This is a genomic window from Acetobacter ascendens (genome assembly GCF_001766235.1).
GTDB lineage: Bacteria > Pseudomonadota > Alphaproteobacteria > Acetobacterales > Acetobacteraceae > Acetobacter > Acetobacter ascendens.
On record NZ_CP015164.1, the window covers coordinates 2,420,877 to 2,439,758 of the forward strand.

Here is an 18,882-nt window from a genome sequence, read left to right on the forward strand (position 1 = left end):
CTTGTTTTAGAAATATTTTTTTTGAAATTTCACAAATAAAATCTAACACTTCTTATCTGTTTCTTAATCTTCACTCCTTATTATATTCCTTTCGATATGCATCACATGCATGATTGGTGTGCGCAAAAGAGAACATCTGAACGAAATATTGTTTGTTTCTTTTTGAAACACGTATAGGTTTAGTTGTAGCAATAAAATGCAACCCAAGGATACATTTTTGATTCTCTGAACCATAATGAGGTTCCACCATGCGTATTTTACTTTTAGAAAATAATTTCACCTCAAGCCGGGCAATATTTTCGGCATTAACAAAAGCCTCTTTTTCGGTGGATATGGTTCGATGTGATCAGGAAGTTATAGAATTACTTAGAAACTATGATTATGGCCTTGCCATTCTTCACCTGCAACACCCTGATATTGATGGGTACAACATCCTTAGCACATTACGATCTTTAAAACTCGCTACGCCTGTTATCGTCATCTCTCCAGTCAACAATCCGGAAGTGAAAACACAAGCTTTTGCCGCAGGCGCAGACGATTATCTGACGGACCCTTTTGATTCGACCGAACTTACAGCGCGCATACAAGCTATTTTACGACGCGCACATGGGTATGCCCACCCTATTGCACATATTGGCGACCTTACAGTTAACCTCAATAGTCATGCTGTAACTGTAAAAAATCAGCCTATTCACCTTACCGGGAAAGAATTTTCCATTCTTGAGCTACTTGTATTGCGTAAAGGCATTGCCCAAACAAAGGAAACCTTTCTCAACCATCTTTATGGAGGAAGGGATGAACCAGATATAAAAATTATAGATGTTTTTATCTGCAAACTTCGCAAAAAACTTCAGGCTGCTGGTGCGGGAAATCTTATTTCTACCGTATGGGGTAGAGGCTACATTTTGAATGACCCGCAAGCAGCCAAAGCATGCACATCCATGCCTACTCTTGGTAAACACCTTCAACAATCCCAATCAATGTCTGGCCTACATGTCTCCCACCCACATGCTGCGGAGAGTAGCGCCTGAATTACCAAAATAAATTTAAATTATAATAGACTTTTAAATCTGGGAACGCAGAAGGCTTTAAATTCACAATGAAAATTCTAGGAAAAGAGATTTCAAAAAATCCTTTTCCTACATTTTATTTTACGCAGGCACACGCACCTGCTCAAGCACATCGCACATCTGATCAACAACTTCATCAACCAGATTTGCATCTTCTGCTTCTGCCATCACACGCACCAAAGGTTCTGTACCGCTTTTGCGCAGCACCAAACGCCCTCGGCCTGCTAGTTTGCGCTCTACATCAGCCTGACGGCTTTTGACTTCATCCATATCAAGCGGACAGGCACCTTTGTATCGAACATTTTTTAGCTTTTGGGGAAACGGCTGAAATAACCGGCAAACTTCACTAGCTGGACGACCATCCTGCACCAAAACTGCCAGGATCTGCAAAGCTGCAATCAGCCCATCGCCTGTTGTTGCAAAGTCTGTCAGTACCATATGCCCGGATTGCTCACCGCCAATGTTAGCCTGCCGTTCTAGCATGCGCTCGACAACGTAGCGATCACCCACTGCCGTACGTTCTAAGCTTAGGCCCAGATTTTCAAGAAACCGTTCCAATCCCATATTGGACATAACGGTTGCCACAACGGAATTGCCCATCAAGCGTCCCTCACGCACCCAAGACTGAGCAATAAGAGCGAGAATCTGATCACCATCAATCAGGCGGCCAGTTTCATCTGCAATTAACACACGGTCTGCATCACCATCCAGAGCAATGCCCAAATCCGCCTTATGTTTTACAACTGCGGCACACAGGGCCTCAGGATGTGTTGAACCACACTTTTCATTAATATTTACGCCGTTAGGCTCACAACCTATCCGGATTACTTCTGCTCCCAGCTCCCACAATGCAGTTGGGGCAACCCGATAGGCAGAGCCATTGGCACAATCAATCACAATCTTCATGCCATCCAGCCGCAATTTACGCGGGAAAGAAGCTTTAGCACTTTCTATATAACGGCCCGCCGCATCATTCAGTCGGGATGCTCTACCGATATGCTCTGGCTTTGCCAGATATGCGGTAAGATCTTTTTCCATCAAGGCTTCAATTTCGCTTTCATCGTGATCAGAAAGTTTGAAGCCATCTGGGCCAAACAGCTTGATGCCGTTATCCCCAAAAGGATTGTGAGAGGCGGAAATCATAACACCCAGATCTGCCCTGAGAGAACGCGTCAGCATGGCAATTGCAGGCGTTGGCAATGGGCCTACCAACGTGACGTCCATACCAGCAGAAAGAAAACCCGCAACCATGGCGCTTTCAATCATATACCCAGAAAGCCGCGTGTCTTTTCCTAACAGAACGCTATGCCGATGGTCCCCCCGCTTGAAATGCAACCCGGCAGCCTGCCCCAGTTTTTGGGCCACTTCCACCGTCATCGGCGCAACGTTAGCAGTGCCACGAATACCGTCTGTTCCGAAAAAACGCTTCATTCTGCTCATTCCATTCTGTCCGCCTCAGACAGAAAAAGCCCATCCTGCATAAAGAACGGAACTGCCTTCTTGCGGTTTTCTTTTATTTCCTAAAACGGTTTCAGGCTGGAAGAAACCTTGTTCAGCCCGGAAACTTACTTTTTTAGTTCTGATATATTTCCCGCCATACGTTTACAGCCTGCATCATGCCTTTAACATCATGCACGCGCAAAAGCGGGTTACCCAAAGCCATAGCAGGAAAAGAGGCCGCCTGCGTTCCGGCATCACGCAAATGTGGCGTGGTTTCACCGGTAAGGTTGCCAATCATCCGCTTGCGGGAAACACCAAATACAACCCGGCACCCCAAGTTGACCAGCAGCAGAATATGCCGCAGCAACTCCTTATTCTGCTCAAAGTTTTTTGCAAAACCAAATCCCGGATCGACCATAATCCGATGTCGTGCAATGCCACCTTTTACAGCGACCTCAATCCGTTGTGCGAGTTCACGCACCACATCTATGCTCACATCTTCATACACGGCATGCTGCGCCATAGTTTGTGGTGTGCCACGCATATGCATCAGCACAACACCACAATCTTGCACGGCCAGAAGCGGCAAAGCTACTTTATCATACGCAAGAGCTGTCACATCATTGATAATATGCGCCCCAGCAGCCAAAGCTTGCTGCATGACATAACTGTTCCGCGTATCTACAGAAATAGCCACATTTGGCAGCTCTGCCTTTAACGCAATAAGAACCGGGCCAATGCGCTCCCATTCTTCTTCTGGCGTTACCGAGGCTGAACCGGGGCGTGTGCTTTCCCCCCCTATATCCAACACGGTTGCGCCACTGCGCACCATTTCGTGCGCCTTGACAACTGCCTGATCAATATTTGCCAGTTTACCGCCATCGCTAAAGCTATCTGGCGTGATATTCAGGATACCCATAATCTGGGGGCCTACTGGCACTCCAACAGACGGTACAGAACACGTTATCCGCTCTAGCTCCAGCGCCCATTCCTGCGGCACTTTCTGCACAGGCATTAGGCCAACTGTTTGATATCCCGTAATCAAACGCACAAACGTAAATGCCACCGGGCCGCCACATAAGGGTAAAGCATCACCCTGCCTGATAGCTGCTTGCGCTATGTTGCCATAGACAAGCCCCAATGGTTCAATCAGCCGCACATACGTCATCTTCTCAGCCCATCCCAAACAAAAAAGAGGCGGCATTTCTGCCGCCTCTTTCCACTCTATATCTTTAATTTGAAAGTTAGCTTGGCTGAGGCACAGGAGCAGGACCCCCGTTTTCATTTTCCGGTTTATCGGAACCCTGCGCATCCGGCCCACCAACCTGCGGCACGGAAGAGCGCCGATTAACCGGACCACTTTCTTCCTCTTCCTTACGCTCGATCGGCTGGCCCCGCATGATCTGGCGAATTTCTTCACCACTCAGGGTTTCATATTCCAGCAGCGCTTCTGCCAGACGGCGCAGCTCATCAATATGATCATGCAGATAGTTCCGGGCCTGCACATATGCTTCGTCTACAAGCCGGCGCACTTCCTCATCGATCTCACGAGCAGTTTCTTCCGAGAAATTACGCGAGGCCCCGGCAAAGAAACCGCCATTCTGATCATCATCCGCGTAGGCAATCATGCCCAGCTTGTCACTCATGCCCCATTCAGTCACCATGCTGCGGGCCACACGGGTTGCCATTTTAATGTCACCCATAGCGCCATTGCAGACGTTATCCTTACCGTAGATAACTTCTTCCGCAACACGGCCACCCATAGCCACCACAAGATGCGCAAACGCGTTTTTCTTGCTCATGGACAAACGATCGTCTTCTGGCAGACGCATCACCATACCCAATGCGCGGCCACGCGGAACAATGGTTGCCTTATGGATAGGTTCACTTTCGGGAACGAGAACAGCGGTAATGGCATGTCCTGCTTCATGATACGCTGTGCGGCGCTTTTCATCATCGCTCATAATAAGGGAGCGACGTTCAACACCCATCAGCACCTTGTCTTTTGCGTCTTCAAACTCACGCATAGAAACAGTGCGGCGTCCCAAACGTGCGGCAGACAATGCAGCTTCGTTCACCAAGTTGGCAAGATCAGCACCGGAGAAACCGGGAGTGCCACGGGCGATAATGCGAGGGTCCACATCAGATGCCAGCGGTACCTTGCGCATATGCACACGCAAAATTTTCTCACGGCCAGACACATCCGGGTTCGGCACCACAACCTGACGGTCAAAACGACCGGGGCGCAGCAATGCCGGATCAAGCACATCTGGGCGGTTGGTAGCAGCAATCAGGATAACACCCTCATTGCTTTCAAAACCATCCATCTCAACCAGCATCTGGTTTAGGGTCTGCTCGCGTTCATCATTACCGCCACCCATGCCAGCACCACGATGGCGCCCAACGGCATCAATTTCGTCAATGAAGATAATGCAAGGCGCGGCTTTTTTGCCCTGTTCGAACATATCACGCACACGGGATGCGCCAACACCTACGAACATTTCAACAAAGTCGGAACCAGAGATAGTAAAGAATGGCACATTGGCTTCACCAGCAATGGCGCGTGCCAACAGGGTTTTACCGGTGCCCGGAGGGCCAACAAGCAGCACACCTTTGGGGATTTTACCCCCCAAACGGGTGAACTTTTGCGGGTCCTTCAGAAAATCTACGATTTCCTGTAGCTCCCCTTTGGCTTCATCAATCCCAGCCACATCATCAAACGTGACGCGACCGTGCTTTTCCGTCAGCATCTTGGCGCGAGATTTGCCAAAGCCCATGGCTCGACCGCCAGCACCCTGCATCTGCCGCATCATAAACAGCCATGCGGCCACCAACAGAATAATGGGCAAGGAATTCAGGAAATAACGCAGCAGCGGGCTGCCTTCCTGCTCCTGTGGTTTGGCCACAACCTCTACCCCTTTGCCCACCATGCGAGTGACAAGGGAAGGATCAAGCGGCGCATAGGTTTCAAATGCCGTGCCATCAGTTAGCGTGCCAGAGATGTTATGATTTTGCATCACAACAGACCGAACATGCCCTGTATCCACATCGGCAATGAAGTCCGAATATGCCAGTTGCTGTGCAGCGTGCTGCGTGCTCCCCGGCTGGAACATGTTCACAAGCAACAGCAGCAGCAGGATAATGCTGACCCACAGCGCCAGATTGCGGCCTAAATTGTTCATCTTGCCCGTATATCCATACCTAGTGCGAGAATGCCGGAAGAGTTTTTATCTGACCGGCTGCCGCAGAAAAAAGCAACCTCTCCCTTTATTAAATGGGAGGTCACCTACGTATTCCTAGTCTGCGAACGACACATATTTTAAGAATCTTGTGCAATTGCACCATACACGTTGCTGCTGCTAACCGAAACTGTCGGGCGGAAAATGAACTCTGCCCCATGCAAATCCGGCTCATTTTCTGCTACCCAGCCCAGATGCGGCACAGCAACGCGTTTGCCCGCACGCCATAATGCAGGCAACACAGCACAAAACTTTGCTTGTTGCCCATTACGGATTTTGCGTGCCAGCCCATACCCTGCTCCGGCTATCATCAGCCCCTCTTTTTGAACTGATACGGGAAGGTACAATACAAACCGGTTATCCCATACGGTGCCATTTTCCGCTTGCTGCGCAGGAGCCATTGCAGCTTCTTCCCGCATGAGCATCCATTGCTGTTTATGATAGATAAACCGTGTTCCAGCCAACGTGGCTTCTGTTGCCATATCTTTCAAGCGCACTACAGCAGATTGAGCTGGTGGATATTCAGCCCCGCCTACACTGCGGATAAGAGCCGCAAGCACATCAACATCTGGCAATTCTGACCCCAACATAGCCCAACCTTCCGGGCACATCACAGCATGCTGGGCAAGCTGTGCGGCGCGTTCGCGCTCCTTGCACATCCGAAGCTGGCCGGATTGCATGCCCAATTTCCAGAAATGCGCACGTTGATCGTTTTCTTGCAGCAGAAAACGCAAACGCAAACGCACACGCTCCGCCCGCTGATCCTGATTGGAAGGATCATCCACCCATTCAACACACGCTTGTCGTAAGGTATTGCGCAATGCCAGCCGAGAAAACCCGAGCAAGGGGCGAATAAGCCGTATATCCGGCCGCACAGTTATCCAACCCATGCCCGCCAGCCCTTCCGGCCCACTGCTGGAATTTTGGCGCATCCAGACTGTTTCAGCCAGATCGTCCGCCTGATGGCCCAACAAAAGGTCCGTACACCCATATTCCTGACAGGCGGCTATCAGGCGTGCATAGCGGGCCTCTCTGGCTCTGTGCGCCATGGCCGAACCTTTTTTAAGGTCTGTGAGCACCAGCAACTGCGCCGGAATATTCATTGCCTGCAAACGCGCAATGGTCTGTTGCGCTTCCTGCCCAGATTCTGGGCGCAAGCCATGATCTACCACTAAAGCCAACAGGTTTTTCCGCCAGAAAGACGCCAGCCACGCAAGGCATAGGCTATCTCCGCCGCCAGAAACAGCCATAGCAATAGGAGGATAATCTGATTGATCAGGAAAAAACGGCCCTAACTGGGCCATACATTGCGCAAAACACGCCAGCGAAACGGGCTGATCGGAAAAAACATCACGCCCAAAAAAGACAGGAGCAGACACTTTTTCCGATACCACGCTAACCGTTATTCGCAGTTGCCTCGTTTGGCGTATACTTCTGCTGCATGTGCAACACGGGTGGAAGGTGTGGGGAATTCTGCTTTCAGCTTGGAAAGCGCTTCACATGATGCCTTTTTATCCCCCAATGCCAGCAGGGAAGCAGAAACACCCAGCAACGCATCTGGTGCACGCCCACTTTTAGGAGCCTGACGGTAAGCATCATAATACGCTACAGCAGACTGACGATACTGCTTTTGGCCCGCCAAAGACTGCGCCAGCAGAAACTGTGCATCTACCTTAAAAGCACCTTTGGCGTTCTTAAGCGCTGATTCGGCATCAGACTGCGCTTCTGCATAATCTTTCTTCTGCAAAGCAGCTTTCCCGCTAGCGAGCATCCCATCTGGTGTTGTGGGCTTTGCTGCATCCTTGGGCGTTGTATCTGTTGAAGCAGCGGCAGCCGTGGAAGCGCCTGCTGCACCAGCATTTGCCTGAGCCGCAAACTGGTTATCTGCTATCTGTTTGGAAAGAGCTGCGGTTTTTTGCTGCAGTTCATTGGTTAGCTGATCAATTTCACCGCGCATATCACGCTGCTGCTGCTCCAACGTGCTCACACGGTCCAGCAACTGGGCAATGAGATCATTCGTGCCTGAATTTGCAGTATCCCGCGCCCATGCAACTGGCACGCACACACTGCTTATTGCGGTTGCCATTGCCAACGCCACAAGCCCTGTGCGGACATGCCGCGATGCTTTGAAGCAGACTTTCATCAGGTTCTTACCCTTCCACAACATATAGGCACAAACATCATACCACTTTTTCTGTAAGACAAGTGCTTACAATACAAAACAGGCCGGGCTTTAACACCCGGCCTGTATTTGCTCTGTCAGCTTTCAGAAAAATCTGAAATCTTATTTAACAGAGGTAATGGCATTACGGTTCTGAGCCCATGCATCTTCATCATCACCCAGAGCGGTCGGACGATCTTTACCGTAGGAGATGGTAGAAATGCGGGAAGAAGCTACGCCCTTGGCTACCAGGTAATCACGCGCTGCATTGGCGCGGCGCTGGCCCAGAGCAATGTTGTATTCTTCGGTGCCGCGGTCATCGCAGTTACCTGCAACTTCAACGTTAACCTGCGGATATTTTGCCAGCCAGTCAGCCTGCTTCTGCAGGGTATCTTTGGCATCATCACGCAGGCCGCTTTTGTTCAGGTCGTAGAAAACGCGGTCACCCACGTTTGCAACCAGATCAGCTTCACTGCCGGGAACGGGGCCGCTAATGGTCGGCTGCGTGGTAGCAGCACTGTTAGAGGCACCAGTGTTTGCATTATCGTGGGCGCAGGCTGACAGCAGGGCAACCATACCAAGCGCGGCAACTACTTTTAGTCTCATGTGTCGGATCCTGAGAATTGGTTCCTTGCGGAACTATTCGGGAGAAAAGAGTTCTAACCTTGTATCCCCGCGTCTTCTTCTGCTCCTCTCCGAACCCTTCGAAGAGCCGACGAATTTTGGAGACCAACTTGCCCTAAGCCATAGCTTATTCTGTGGGTCAAGTTGCATCTCTCTATCTCATACCTGCCATACACTTAGTGAGACGAAAAAGACACAGTTCTGCTTATTGCCTGTATCTGCCTTTATTGCGGCCAAATTATGAACAGCAAAAACCCTGCATCACATTTTTGTGATACAGGGTTTTGTTCACAAACAGCCAATTTTTAGCCGTTTAAAGGAGACCATGCTGGGTCTGACGCAGCTTCTGGAGTAGGCAGAACGCGGTCATTAAAGCCCGTAATATCCACCATTCCGATGGTGGAGCTAAAGCCCGCACCACCAGCCCCTGCACGGCTCTGGCGGCAATATGCCAACACGCGGCCATTGGGGCAGAAGCTTGGGCTTTCTACCGTAAAGCCCTGTGTCATGATTCGCTCACCAGTGCCATCCGGTGCCATAACACCAAGCGAGAACATACCTTCGGCAATACGTGTAAACGCAATCAGATCCCCACGCGGAGACCACACTGGAGACCCATACGTGCCCTGACCGTAAGAAATACGGCGCGCACCACCACCGGAAGCCGGCATGATGTAAATCTGCGGGCTGCCACCACGATCCGAGTTGAAGACAATCTGTGATCCATCCGGGCTGAAGCACGGGCTGGTATCAATAGCACCAGAAGACGTGATCTGACGGCGAGAACCAGATGCCAGATCTACAATATATAGATCAGACCCACCATTACGGGTGACTGACAGCACAACAGAACGCCCATCTGGTGAGAAACGCGGCGCGAAGGAAATACCTTCAAACTCACCCAGAATCTGCTGGCGGCCGCTGGTCAAATCAAACAGATAAACCCGTGGGCGGTTGTTGGCGTAGGACATAAAGGCAATCTGATCCTTCACTGGGCTGAAACGCGGTGTCAGCGTCAGCCACTTGCCAGTTGTCAGCATCCGAGCATTTGCACCGTCCTGATCCATAACGGCCAAACGTGTGCGCTGATGGCCACGCGGGCCAGAGCGGGAAATAAAGGCAATACGGGTATCAAAATACCCTTTTTCGCCCAACATCCGCTGGTAAATAACATCGCCCACAATATGGGCAATTCGGCGCCAGTTTGCCGCAGACGTTGTATAGGCTGTGCCCTGAATCTGCTGATGGCTCAGCACATCCCACAGGCGCATTTCTACCCGCACAGAAGACCCGCCGCCAGAAACAGAACCTGTTACCTGCGCATGTGCGCCCATGCTTTTGGAGGTTGCAAAATCTGGCGTACCAGATGTTGTGCTACCCGGCATAACCTTGAACAGGCCTGTATTGTTCAGGTCATTCGTCAGCACTTCGGCAATTTTCTCGCCCAAGCCACCACCAAAATTGGGAATGATGATGGGAATAGGCGCCGTGCGGGCCTGATCAACCGTAATTTCAGCTTCTGGAGCGCTGGCAGCCGCAAATGCTCCAACAGGCATGGCCATAATACCGCCAGCAGCCACACTGGCCCCCAGCAGGCTACGCCGACGCAGCGCGCCAGCCAGCACATCGGCTTCCTGATCGGAAATAAGGGGGCGGGTACTCATCACCATGTGTTTTTCTCCCTAAGGCCTGCTTAAGGCCTGAATACAAACTTCAGTTGCCGTGGCTGCCCCAGCAATTCCTTGGGGATTGGCAGCTTGGCACATGTTGGACTTAGAACAGCGGCCCGGGCTCTTTCAGCCAGCGCACGATACGAAGAATCCGCATTCATGCGGGCCTGTGTTTCTGGCGCAAACTGCACAATGCGGGCTTCACCCGTTCCATCTACCGTAACCACCAAATGCGCCACAAAGCTGGCATAATCCTTGGCGGCAGTATCTTCTGTGTAGCAGCGCCTTACCGCAGCCCCGATAGCTTTTTGCTGGCCAGCACTCAGGCTGCCCGTAATGTTACTGCCCACAGGTGAACCACCCCCTTTGGGCGAACCACCAGCAACCGGATTGGCACGTGCCTTGGGCGCATGCGTCTGCTTTTGATCCGACCGGAACGTATCCAGCGTTTCCAGCAAGGAATGAGACTCTGCCTGACTCTTCTGCGCCTTGTTCGGCTGCGTGATATGAGACGGGATTGCCGCATCCGGCAACGTATCCGTTGGCTGCGTAATGGGTGAAGGTGGGGCCACACTATTCGTCGGCTGCACCGGAGAAGGTGGAGACGGCGGCGTTTTCACAACCTCAGGAGACGGCTCTTCCGCCTTGGGGGGCAAAGGCACATCTGGCAGCTTTTCAGATTCCGGCACAGGCGGCGGCGGAACAGGCTGTGGCGGCGGAGGTGGCGGCGGGGCCTCCTCATTCGGCACATCCTTCGGAGGCTCTGGCGTAGGCGGAGCCTCCTTTTCTTCCGGGGCTGGGGGCTTAGGTTCAGCCGCAGCCTTTTCTGCCTTAGCGGCAGGGCCACCTTCTTGTGCGTCCGACTGCTCGAACTGCATTTCAATCGTAGGCTGTGGGGGCTCTTCCGGCGGCTTGGGCGGCGGAAGAGTAATCAGCAGTGCCAGCAAAAGCGCGACATGCGCGCCCCCTGACAGATAAAGCGATCGCCGGAGTATAATCTGATCAGACCGGCGTGGCCTTGCCATGGGCATTGTTCGTACCTCTCCACCCTATCCGGATGGCTTAATGCCCACTGCTGGCAGGTTGCTGCGCCAGCAGAGCCACATGCGTAAAGCCGCCTTCCGTAATCTGCCCCATAACCTGCATGACCTGCCCGTAATCAATATGGGCATCCCCACGTACAAAAATACGGTGGGAAGGATCATTGTTGGAAGCAGCCTTCAGCTGGGCCACAAGTTGATCTGCTGTAACGGGGTTATCCCCCAAATACAGCGTGCCATCAGACTTGATGGAAACGGTAATAGGCTTGCTGTCTGAATTAACCGGGCGCGCATCTGTTTTGGGCAGATCAACATTTACACCGCTGGTCATCATTGGAGATGTCACCATAAAGATGATCAGCAGCACCAACATCACGTCCACCATGGGAGTGACATTAATTTCGGCCATCGGACGCCTGCGGCGGCGTCCGCTTCCTCCCGACGGCATTGCCATATCTCAGGTCCTCTCTTCGGACTGGCGAGAAAGAATGGCAGCAAACTCGGTGCCAAAGCCTTCCAGACGATCCTGAAAAAGATCCATGCTGTTGCTGATGACGTTATACGCCACATAAGCCGGAATAGCCGTTAACAGGCCAATAGCCGTTGCAAACAGGGCTTCGGAAATACCGGGGGCTACAACGCTCAGGTTGGTGTTGTGTTCAGCAGCAATGGAGCTGAAGGAGTGCATGATACCCCACACCGTGCCAAACAGGCCGACAAACGGTGCAACAGGTGCAACGGTAGCCAGAAAAATCACCCAGCGGCGCAGGCGGTCCATTTCACGCGTGATAGTAATGCCAATAGCGCGGTCAACACGTTCCTTAACGCCGCCACGCACCAGATCAACACCGGGAATACGGGCGGAACGCCGCCATTCCCCCATGGCCGCACCAAATACGGCAGACATTGGGTTGGTTGGCTTGGCGCCATCACTTTCATACAGATCATCAAGGCTGCCACCAGACCAGAAGCGATCTTCAAACCCTGTGGCTTCACGATTGATGCGACGCAACGTGACAAACTTGTCTAAAATAATTGCCCATACCATTACGCTGCAAACAAGCAGCCCAAGCATGACAATTTTGACAACAAGCGAGGCGTGCATGAACAACGCCCATACTGACAAATCTCCCGCCGCACTTACGCCGAGATTTGCCGCATCAACCGCACGATCCAATAATACCTCCTGCCTCTGCACCCCTTACGGGCGATCTGTCTCCGACTCGGTCGAGACACATGCTTTGCCCGACGCTTCTGCTTCTTACTTGGTTCCTCAAAAAAGCAGAAGAGGCGCTTTCATCCCTTCGGTGCCAATTTCTGCAACAAATCACGCCATAACGGCGGAAATCGGGCAGGACGCCCATCTGATACCTTCACACAGGCCAGACCAACTTCAACCTGAGCGCATATATCCTCACCGCGCGTGCAAAGCTGATCCAACCGGCAACTGGCCGCTCTCAGGTCAATCAAGCGGGTGGTAACTGTTACAATATCATCCAGTTTCAGGGGCATTTTGTAGGCAAGGCGGGCATCACGCACCACAAAAACGAGCCCATATTCTTCCTGCAAACTGGATGCTGGCATACCCAAGCTCCGAATCGCCTCGGTGCGCGCACGTTCTGCAAAAGCAAGATATCGTGCATGGTAAACAATACCGCCCGCATCTGTATCTTCGTAATAGATTCTAAAATCTATGGAGTGGGTGGTCATTCTTCCCCCTCATCCTCGCCTGCAAGAAAATCCATCTGCTGGTTGCCCCCGGTAGCCGAAGCCGGCGGAGTAAGCCCCAGATGCCGCCAACCGCGTTCACCAAGAACACGACCGCGAGTGGTACGCAGAACCAGACCTTCCTGGATTAGGTAAGGTTCAATGACATCTTCCAATGTATCGCGCGATTCAGCCAGAGCTGCCGCCAGCGTTTCCACCCCAACCGGGCCACCATGATGATATTCGGCAATCCGGCGTAGGTAACGCCTATCCATGGCATCCAACCCAAGCGCATCGACCTCTAGCCGCTTGAGGGCTGCATCTGCCACTTCTGTTTCTACCGGCACACCAGCAGGCACAGTTACAGACGCAAAATCCCGCACCCGGCGCAACAGCCGCCCGGCAATACGTGGTGTGCCGCGTGAGCGACGGGCAATTTCCATTGCACCACCTAAGGTGAGAGCAAAATCCAGTTTTTCTGCACCTCGGGCTACAATTTTACACAGTTCTTCGGGTGTATAAAAAACCAGCCTAAGGGGAATCCCAAATCTGTCCCGCAATGGCGTGGCCAAAAGCCCTGCCCGCGTTGTAGCTGCCACAAGCGTAAAGGGCGGCAAATCAATACGGACAGACCGTGCAGCAGGACCTTCCCCAATAATCAGATCAAGTTGGAAATCTTCCATCGCAGGATAGAGAATTTCCTCAATGGCGGGCTGAAGGCGGTGAATTTCATCAATAAACAGCACATCACGAGGCTGTAAATTGGTAAGAATTGCTGCCAGATCACCCGCGCGCTGGATAACAGGGCCAGACGTGGCCCGAAAACCCACCCCTAGTTCGCGCGCAACAATCTGGGCCAAGGTTGTTTTACCCAACCCCGGCGGCCCATGCAGCAGAACATGATCTAAGGCATCACCACGTTGTTTGGCTGCCTTGATAAAGATAGAAAGGTTTTCCCGGCTAGCCTTCTGGCCCGTAAAATCATGCAGAGTTTGCGGACGAAGTGTGGATTCGCCAACATCTTCTTCCCGCCGAGCCGCATCAATTTCCCGGTCAGGCGTAAACTCCGCACTCATCGGGCAAGGTCTTTCAGGCTATCACGAATCACCAGATCCAGTGTGGCAGCCGCCCCATGTGCATCCATTACTTTCCGGACCACAGGAGCTGCTTCTGCCCGGCGGAAACCCAAGCCAGCCAACGCCATAAGCGCATCTGCTTCTATACTGCCAGCAGGGGTTGCCATAGCCGGAATGGTAATACCGCCACCACCACCGGGCATTTTGCCGGCTTTATCACGCAGTTCTGTCAGAATCCGTTCTGCCAGCCTACCGCCTACACCCGGCGCACGTGTAAGACTGGCTTTATCTGATGTCATCAGCGCAGCTACCAACTCCCCTGGAGAAAGGGTGGAGAGAATACCAAGAGCAACCTTTGCCCCTACCCCCTGCACGCTTGTTAACAGCCGGAACCACTCACGCTCTGCACTTTCCATAAAACCGTACAGAAGAATGGCATCTTCGCGCACAACGGTTTCTACCATAATCCGTGCTTTTTCTGGTGGGTTCGGTAAGGCTGCCAAAGTGCGTGTAGAAGCCGCAACAAGATAGCCCACACCATTTACGTCTATAACGCAGCTTCCCAGATCAACTTGAATGACCAATCCGCATAAAAACGCAATCATGCCATTCTTACCCCGGCTGCAATATGGCGTGCACTGGCACGATGATGCGCGTGGCAAATAGCAACCGCCAGCGCATCCGACGCATCTGCACGGATAATTTCTGCTCCGGGCAAAAGCCGCCGCACCATCATTTCCACCTGTTTTTTATCTGCTGATCCGGTGCCAACAACCGATTTTTTAACAGAAAGCGCGCCGTATTCCGCCACACTTACTCCAGCCAATGCAGGCACAAGCAACGCCACGCCGCGCGCATAACCCAGCTTAAGAGTGGCCGAACCATTACGGTTTACGTAAGTTTCTTCAACGGCAGATTCTTGTGGTGCCAACCTGTCTATCAGCATCAGCAGGTTATCATGCAGCACCTTTAAGCGGTCTGGCACGCTATCAGCGCTATTGGTTGCAATAACGCCATTTTCAACATGCCGGAGCCGATTGCCCTCGACATCAATCACGCCCCATCCTGTAAATCGCAGGCCGGGATCAATGCCGAGCAGACGTACCATTATAATTTATGCCGAAAGTTTTTCGGCCAGATCATCCGGCAGGTCAAAATTGGCGTACACATTTTGCACGTCATCGTGGTCTTCAAGCGTATCAAGCAGCTTGAACAGGCTGCGAGCTTTGTCTTCATCCAGCGTTACGGTGTTTTCGGGGCGCCAGTCCAGCTTGGCACTTTCCGGCTCACCAAAGCGCGCTTCCAGCGCATCTTTCACGGCAAAGAAGGATTCCACTTCACATGTCACTTCATGCGCCGTTTCTGTAGAGACAACATTTTCCGCACCAGCTTCAATAGCCGCTTCCAGCATTTCATCTTCAGAAGCAACAGAAGCAGGGTATGTCATCACACCCAACCGGCGGAACATGAAAGAAACGGAGTTTGTTTCCCCCATAGAGCCCCCGTGCTTAGAAAATGCCGCACGCACATCAGATGCTGTACGATTGCGGTTATCGGTTAGCCCTTCAACAATAACGGCCACACCGGCAGGGCCATAGCCCTCGTACCGCACTTCCACATAGTCATCACTACCCGCAGCACCAGATGCCTTTTTAATGGCACGTTCAATAGTGTCTTTGGGCATGTTCACTTCACGCGCAGCAGAAATGGCTGCACGCAAACGTGGGTTAGCTGCCGGATCAGGCAAGCCTGAACGCGTGGCCACCGTAAGTTCACGAATAACCTTACCGAACTGCTTGGAGCGTTTTGCATCCTGCGCACCTTTCCGGTGCATAATGTTCTTAAACTGGGAATGACCAGCCATCTTCCTTACCTTGTCGTCTGCAACAGTGCCGGGCAGGCTTTAAACAAGCCGCCCATGACAATGCTTGTATTTCTGGCCCGAGCCACATGGGCAGGGCGCGTTACGAGGTGTTTCACCCCAGCTTGAAGGATCATCCGGCATAATAGCGCTGCCACCAATAGGCGTGGCCATTTCCGGCGATGCACCAGGTGAAAGGCCCGGCCCCGGTTCCGAGGCGTATCCCTGCACTTCTGGATCAGCATGGATTTCTGCCGTATCAGCAAACGGATCAGCCGCCGCTGGCGGAGGTGTCACTTCCACCCGCGCCATCAGCCCCACCACACGCTGGCGCATTTCTTCCAGCATGAATGTAAATAGCTGGAAGGCTTCGTGCTTATATTCGTTTAGTGGATCTTTCTGGCCATAAGCACGTAGCCCAATACCTTGCCGCAACTGATCCAATGCATGCAGATGCTCTTTCCACACCGCATCATATGTTGTTAGCAGGATCTGCTTTTCAATAAAGCGCATCAAATCTGGGCCGATATTGGCGGCTCGGGCTGCCTGCGCCTGTGTGGCAGCCTGACTGATCCGGTCAGCTACAGCCTCGGCGTCCATACCGTCTTCCTTGGCCCAAGCTGCTATTGGCAGGTCCAAGCCAAAGGTTTTCTGCACATCTTCCGTAAGGCCAGCCACATCCCACTGTTCTGCAAAGGATTTTTCCGGAATACGACGTGCCACCATTGCATCAATGACATCTTCCTGCGCTTCCGTCACAATGGAAGATACATCTTCAGTCGCCATGAACTCACGGCGCTGGGCATACACTTCCTTGCGCTGATCATTCATCACGTCATCATATTTGAGCGTGTTTTTGCGCATATCGAAGTTGCGTGCTTCGACTTTTCTCTGCGCCCGCTCCAGCGCCTTGCTCAACCACGGATGAACAATGGCCTCGCCTTGCTTCATACCCATTTTCTGGAACATTCCGCTCATGCGGTCTGAACCAAAAATACGCATCAGGTCATCTTGAAGCGAGATAAAGAACTTGGAATTGCCGGGGTCACCCTGACGCCCGGCACGACCACGCAACTGGTTATCAATCCGGCGGCTTTCATGCCGTTCCGTGCCCACAACATACAAGCCACCTGCTTGCTGTACAATGTCATGATCCCGTGCAACGCGGTCACGAATTTCCTTCTCAGCCACATCACGCTCTGGAGAGTCTTCCATATCCCCCAAAGTCTGGGAGATCAGCATTTCCACATGGCCGCCGAGCTTAATATCCGTGCCTCGACCAGCCATGTTGGTGGCAATGGTAATGGCACCCGGTGCACCCGCCTGCGCCACAATTTTCGCTTCCATTTCATGGAAACGAGCATTCAGCACATTATGCGGAATAGCTTCACGCTTCAGTAGGTCTGAAAGCGCTTCACTTTTTTCAATGGACGTGGTGCCAACCAGAATCGGCTGGCCACGTTCGTGCACATCCCGGATGAGTTTGACAACAGCAGCAAACTTTTCCTGCTCTGTCAGATAAATTTCGTCGTCTTCATCCTTACGGGCAACCGGACGGTTGGTAGGAATGGCTACCACATCCAGATTGTAAATTTCTGCAAACTCATCCGCCTCTGTCATGGCGGTGCCGGTCATGCCGGAAAGCTTGGGATAAAGGCGGAAATAGTTCTGGAAGGTAATGGAGGCCAGCGTCTGGTTTTCCTGCTGAACTTCCACGTGCTCTTTGGCTTCCAGCGCCTGATGCAGGCCATCGGAATACCGGCGGCCTTCCATCATACGTCCGGTGAATTCGTCAATAATCACCACTTTGCCATCACGCACGATGTAATCCACATCGCGCGAGAACAATGTATGCGCACGCAAAGATTGCTGAACATGATGCACCACAGCCACATGCTGCAGATCGTAAAGCCCACCTTCATCCAGCACACCGGCCTGACGCAGCAGGTTTTCCACATGATCTGAGCCGGAATCGGTCAAGATGACGGTGCAGAATTTTTCATCTTTTTCAAAAGTCGTCGGATCCTGCACAAGCTGGGCAACCACGGCATCCACTGCGCGATATAGATTTGAACTATCTTCTGCGGGCCCGGAAATGATCAACGGAGTCCGGGCTTCGTCAATCAGGATCGAATCCACTTCGTCCACAATCGCGTGGTAGAAGGGGCGCTGCACCATTTCGCCCAACTGGTACTTCATATTATCGCGCAGATAATCGAAGCCGAATTCGTTGTTCGTGCCGTACGTAATATCAGACGCATAAGCCTGACGGCGCGCATCATCAGGCATATTGGGCACGATCACGCCCGTTGTCAGACCCAGAAAGCTGTAAAGCCGCCCCATCTCTGCTGCGTCACGCGCTGCAAGATAATCGTTCACAGTGACAACATGCACACCCTTGCCTGCCAACGCGCTGAGATACACAGCCAGCGTGGCCACCAGGGTTTTACCTTCCCCGGTGCGCATTTCTGCAATTCGGCCAGAATGAAGCACCATGCCGCCAATCAGCTGCACGTCAAAATGCCGCATCCCCAACACCCTGCGTGAGGCCTCACGACACACAGCAAAGGCTTCGGGCAGCAGATCATCCAGACTTTCGCCTTTGGCGATCCGGTCTCGGAATTCCTGCGTTTTGCCAGAAAGGGCGGTATCATCCAGCGCCTGTACCTGTGGTTCAAGCGCGTTGATCTCCGGCACCCGGCGTTGAAATATCTTAAGCGTCCGGTCGTTGGCGGTGCCGAACAGGGCGCGGACAAAGCGTGAAAGCATGAACACCTTTCCGGAACAATGCGGCCCCTTACCCCTGCACTACCCCAAATGGTAATGCAGCAAGGGACACTGGCATGGCTGGCTTGCCGTGCAAAATAGGACCGGGGCGGGTTGCGGTCAACCAACCGTACCGGTGGAAGCAGGATTGAAACAGGGGTTGCCGGGTGGAAAGCCCTCCTTCATACAGGATAAATAGGTTTTAATGGCTTTAAAGGTTTTAATACA

At 52.4% G+C, this 18,882-nt stretch carries 17 protein-coding genes; 1 reads left to right on the forward strand and 16 read right to left on the reverse strand.

The window, feature by feature from the left end; genetic code table 11:
- Positions 1 to 248: 248 nt before the first annotated feature.
- Complete coding sequence (locus A4S02_RS11875; RefSeq protein ID WP_019089109.1) at positions 249 to 1,031, forward strand: response regulator transcription factor; 783 nt, start codon at positions 249 to 251, stop codon at positions 1,029 to 1,031.
- A 120-nt stretch (positions 1,032 to 1,151) separates the two neighbouring features.
- Here the strand turns inward: A4S02_RS11875 and glmM are convergent, their stop codons facing one another.
- From glmM to secA, 16 genes are all read right to left on the reverse strand, one after another.
- On the reverse strand, positions 1,152 to 2,510 hold the full coding sequence (gene glmM, locus A4S02_RS11880) for a phosphoglucosamine mutase (RefSeq protein ID WP_070323897.1): 1,359 nt from the start codon (positions 2,508 to 2,510) through the stop codon (positions 1,152 to 1,154).
- A gap of 133 nt (positions 2,511 to 2,643) precedes the next feature.
- The gene (gene folP, locus A4S02_RS11885) at positions 2,644 to 3,678 is read right to left on the reverse strand and encodes a dihydropteroate synthase (protein WP_070324265.1); all 1,035 of its coding nucleotides are present in this window, start codon (positions 3,676 to 3,678) and stop codon (positions 2,644 to 2,646) included.
- 76 nt (positions 3,679 to 3,754) lie between these two features.
- Entirely contained in the window at positions 3,755 to 5,692 is a 1,938-nt protein-coding gene (gene ftsH, locus A4S02_RS11890; protein ID WP_070323898.1) for an ATP-dependent zinc metalloprotease FtsH, read from the reverse strand.
- A gap of 137 nt (positions 5,693 to 5,829) precedes the next feature.
- On the reverse strand, positions 5,830 to 7,143 hold the full coding sequence (gene tilS, locus A4S02_RS11895) for a tRNA lysidine(34) synthetase TilS (protein WP_070323899.1): 1,314 nt from the start codon (positions 7,141 to 7,143) through the stop codon (positions 5,830 to 5,832).
- Positions 7,144 to 7,151: 8 nt separating this feature from the next.
- Entirely contained in the window at positions 7,152 to 7,916 is a 765-nt protein-coding gene (locus A4S02_RS11900) for a tol-pal system YbgF family protein (protein ID WP_070323900.1), read from the reverse strand.
- A gap of 117 nt (positions 7,917 to 8,033) precedes the next feature.
- Complete coding sequence (gene pal, locus A4S02_RS11905; RefSeq protein ID WP_019089103.1) at positions 8,034 to 8,516, reverse strand: peptidoglycan-associated lipoprotein Pal; 483 nt, start codon at positions 8,514 to 8,516, stop codon at positions 8,034 to 8,036.
- 323 nt (positions 8,517 to 8,839) lie between these two features.
- Positions 8,840 to 10,204, reverse strand: a complete 1,365-nt coding sequence (gene tolB / locus A4S02_RS11910) for a Tol-Pal system beta propeller repeat protein TolB (protein ID WP_070323901.1) — start codon at positions 10,202 to 10,204, stop codon at positions 8,840 to 8,842.
- A gap of 23 nt (positions 10,205 to 10,227) precedes the next feature.
- On the reverse strand, positions 10,228 to 11,235 hold the full coding sequence (locus tag A4S02_RS11915; RefSeq protein WP_019089101.1) for a hypothetical protein: 1,008 nt from the start codon (positions 11,233 to 11,235) through the stop codon (positions 10,228 to 10,230).
- Between the two features lie 31 nt (positions 11,236 to 11,266).
- On the reverse strand, positions 11,267 to 11,698 hold the full coding sequence (gene tolR / locus A4S02_RS11920) for a protein TolR (protein WP_006115643.1): 432 nt from the start codon (positions 11,696 to 11,698) through the stop codon (positions 11,267 to 11,269).
- A 3-nt stretch (positions 11,699 to 11,701) separates the two neighbouring features.
- Positions 11,702 to 12,442, reverse strand: coding sequence for a protein TolQ (tolQ, locus tag A4S02_RS11925; protein ID WP_099046897.1), 741 nt, complete (start codon positions 12,440 to 12,442; stop codon positions 11,702 to 11,704).
- A gap of 98 nt (positions 12,443 to 12,540) precedes the next feature.
- Positions 12,541 to 12,954: a tol-pal system-associated acyl-CoA thioesterase gene (gene ybgC, locus A4S02_RS11930; protein WP_019089099.1), complete on the reverse strand. Its 414-nt coding sequence runs from the start codon at positions 12,952 to 12,954 to the stop codon at positions 12,541 to 12,543.
- Complete coding sequence (gene ruvB / locus A4S02_RS11935) at positions 12,951 to 14,027, reverse strand: Holliday junction branch migration DNA helicase RuvB (RefSeq protein ID WP_019089098.1); 1,077 nt, start codon at positions 14,025 to 14,027, stop codon at positions 12,951 to 12,953. The genes ybgC and ruvB overlap by 4 nt, the downstream gene beginning before the upstream one ends.
- Entirely contained in the window at positions 14,024 to 14,632 is a 609-nt protein-coding gene (gene ruvA, locus A4S02_RS11940) for a Holliday junction branch migration protein RuvA (RefSeq protein ID WP_070323902.1), read from the reverse strand. The genes ruvB and ruvA overlap by 4 nt, the downstream gene beginning before the upstream one ends.
- On the reverse strand, positions 14,629 to 15,135 hold the full coding sequence (gene ruvC / locus A4S02_RS11945) for a crossover junction endodeoxyribonuclease RuvC (RefSeq protein ID WP_003623340.1): 507 nt from the start codon (positions 15,133 to 15,135) through the stop codon (positions 14,629 to 14,631). Before ruvC ends, ruvA begins: the two co-directional genes overlap by 4 nt.
- A 6-nt stretch (positions 15,136 to 15,141) precedes the next feature.
- Positions 15,142 to 15,891, reverse strand: a complete 750-nt coding sequence (locus A4S02_RS11950; protein ID WP_019089096.1) for a YebC/PmpR family DNA-binding transcriptional regulator — start codon at positions 15,889 to 15,891, stop codon at positions 15,142 to 15,144.
- Positions 15,892 to 15,930: 39 nt separating this feature from the next.
- On the reverse strand, positions 15,931 to 18,657 hold the full coding sequence (gene secA / locus A4S02_RS11955) for a preprotein translocase subunit SecA (protein ID WP_070323903.1): 2,727 nt from the start codon (positions 18,655 to 18,657) through the stop codon (positions 15,931 to 15,933).
- Positions 18,658 to 18,882 lie beyond the last annotated feature (225 nt).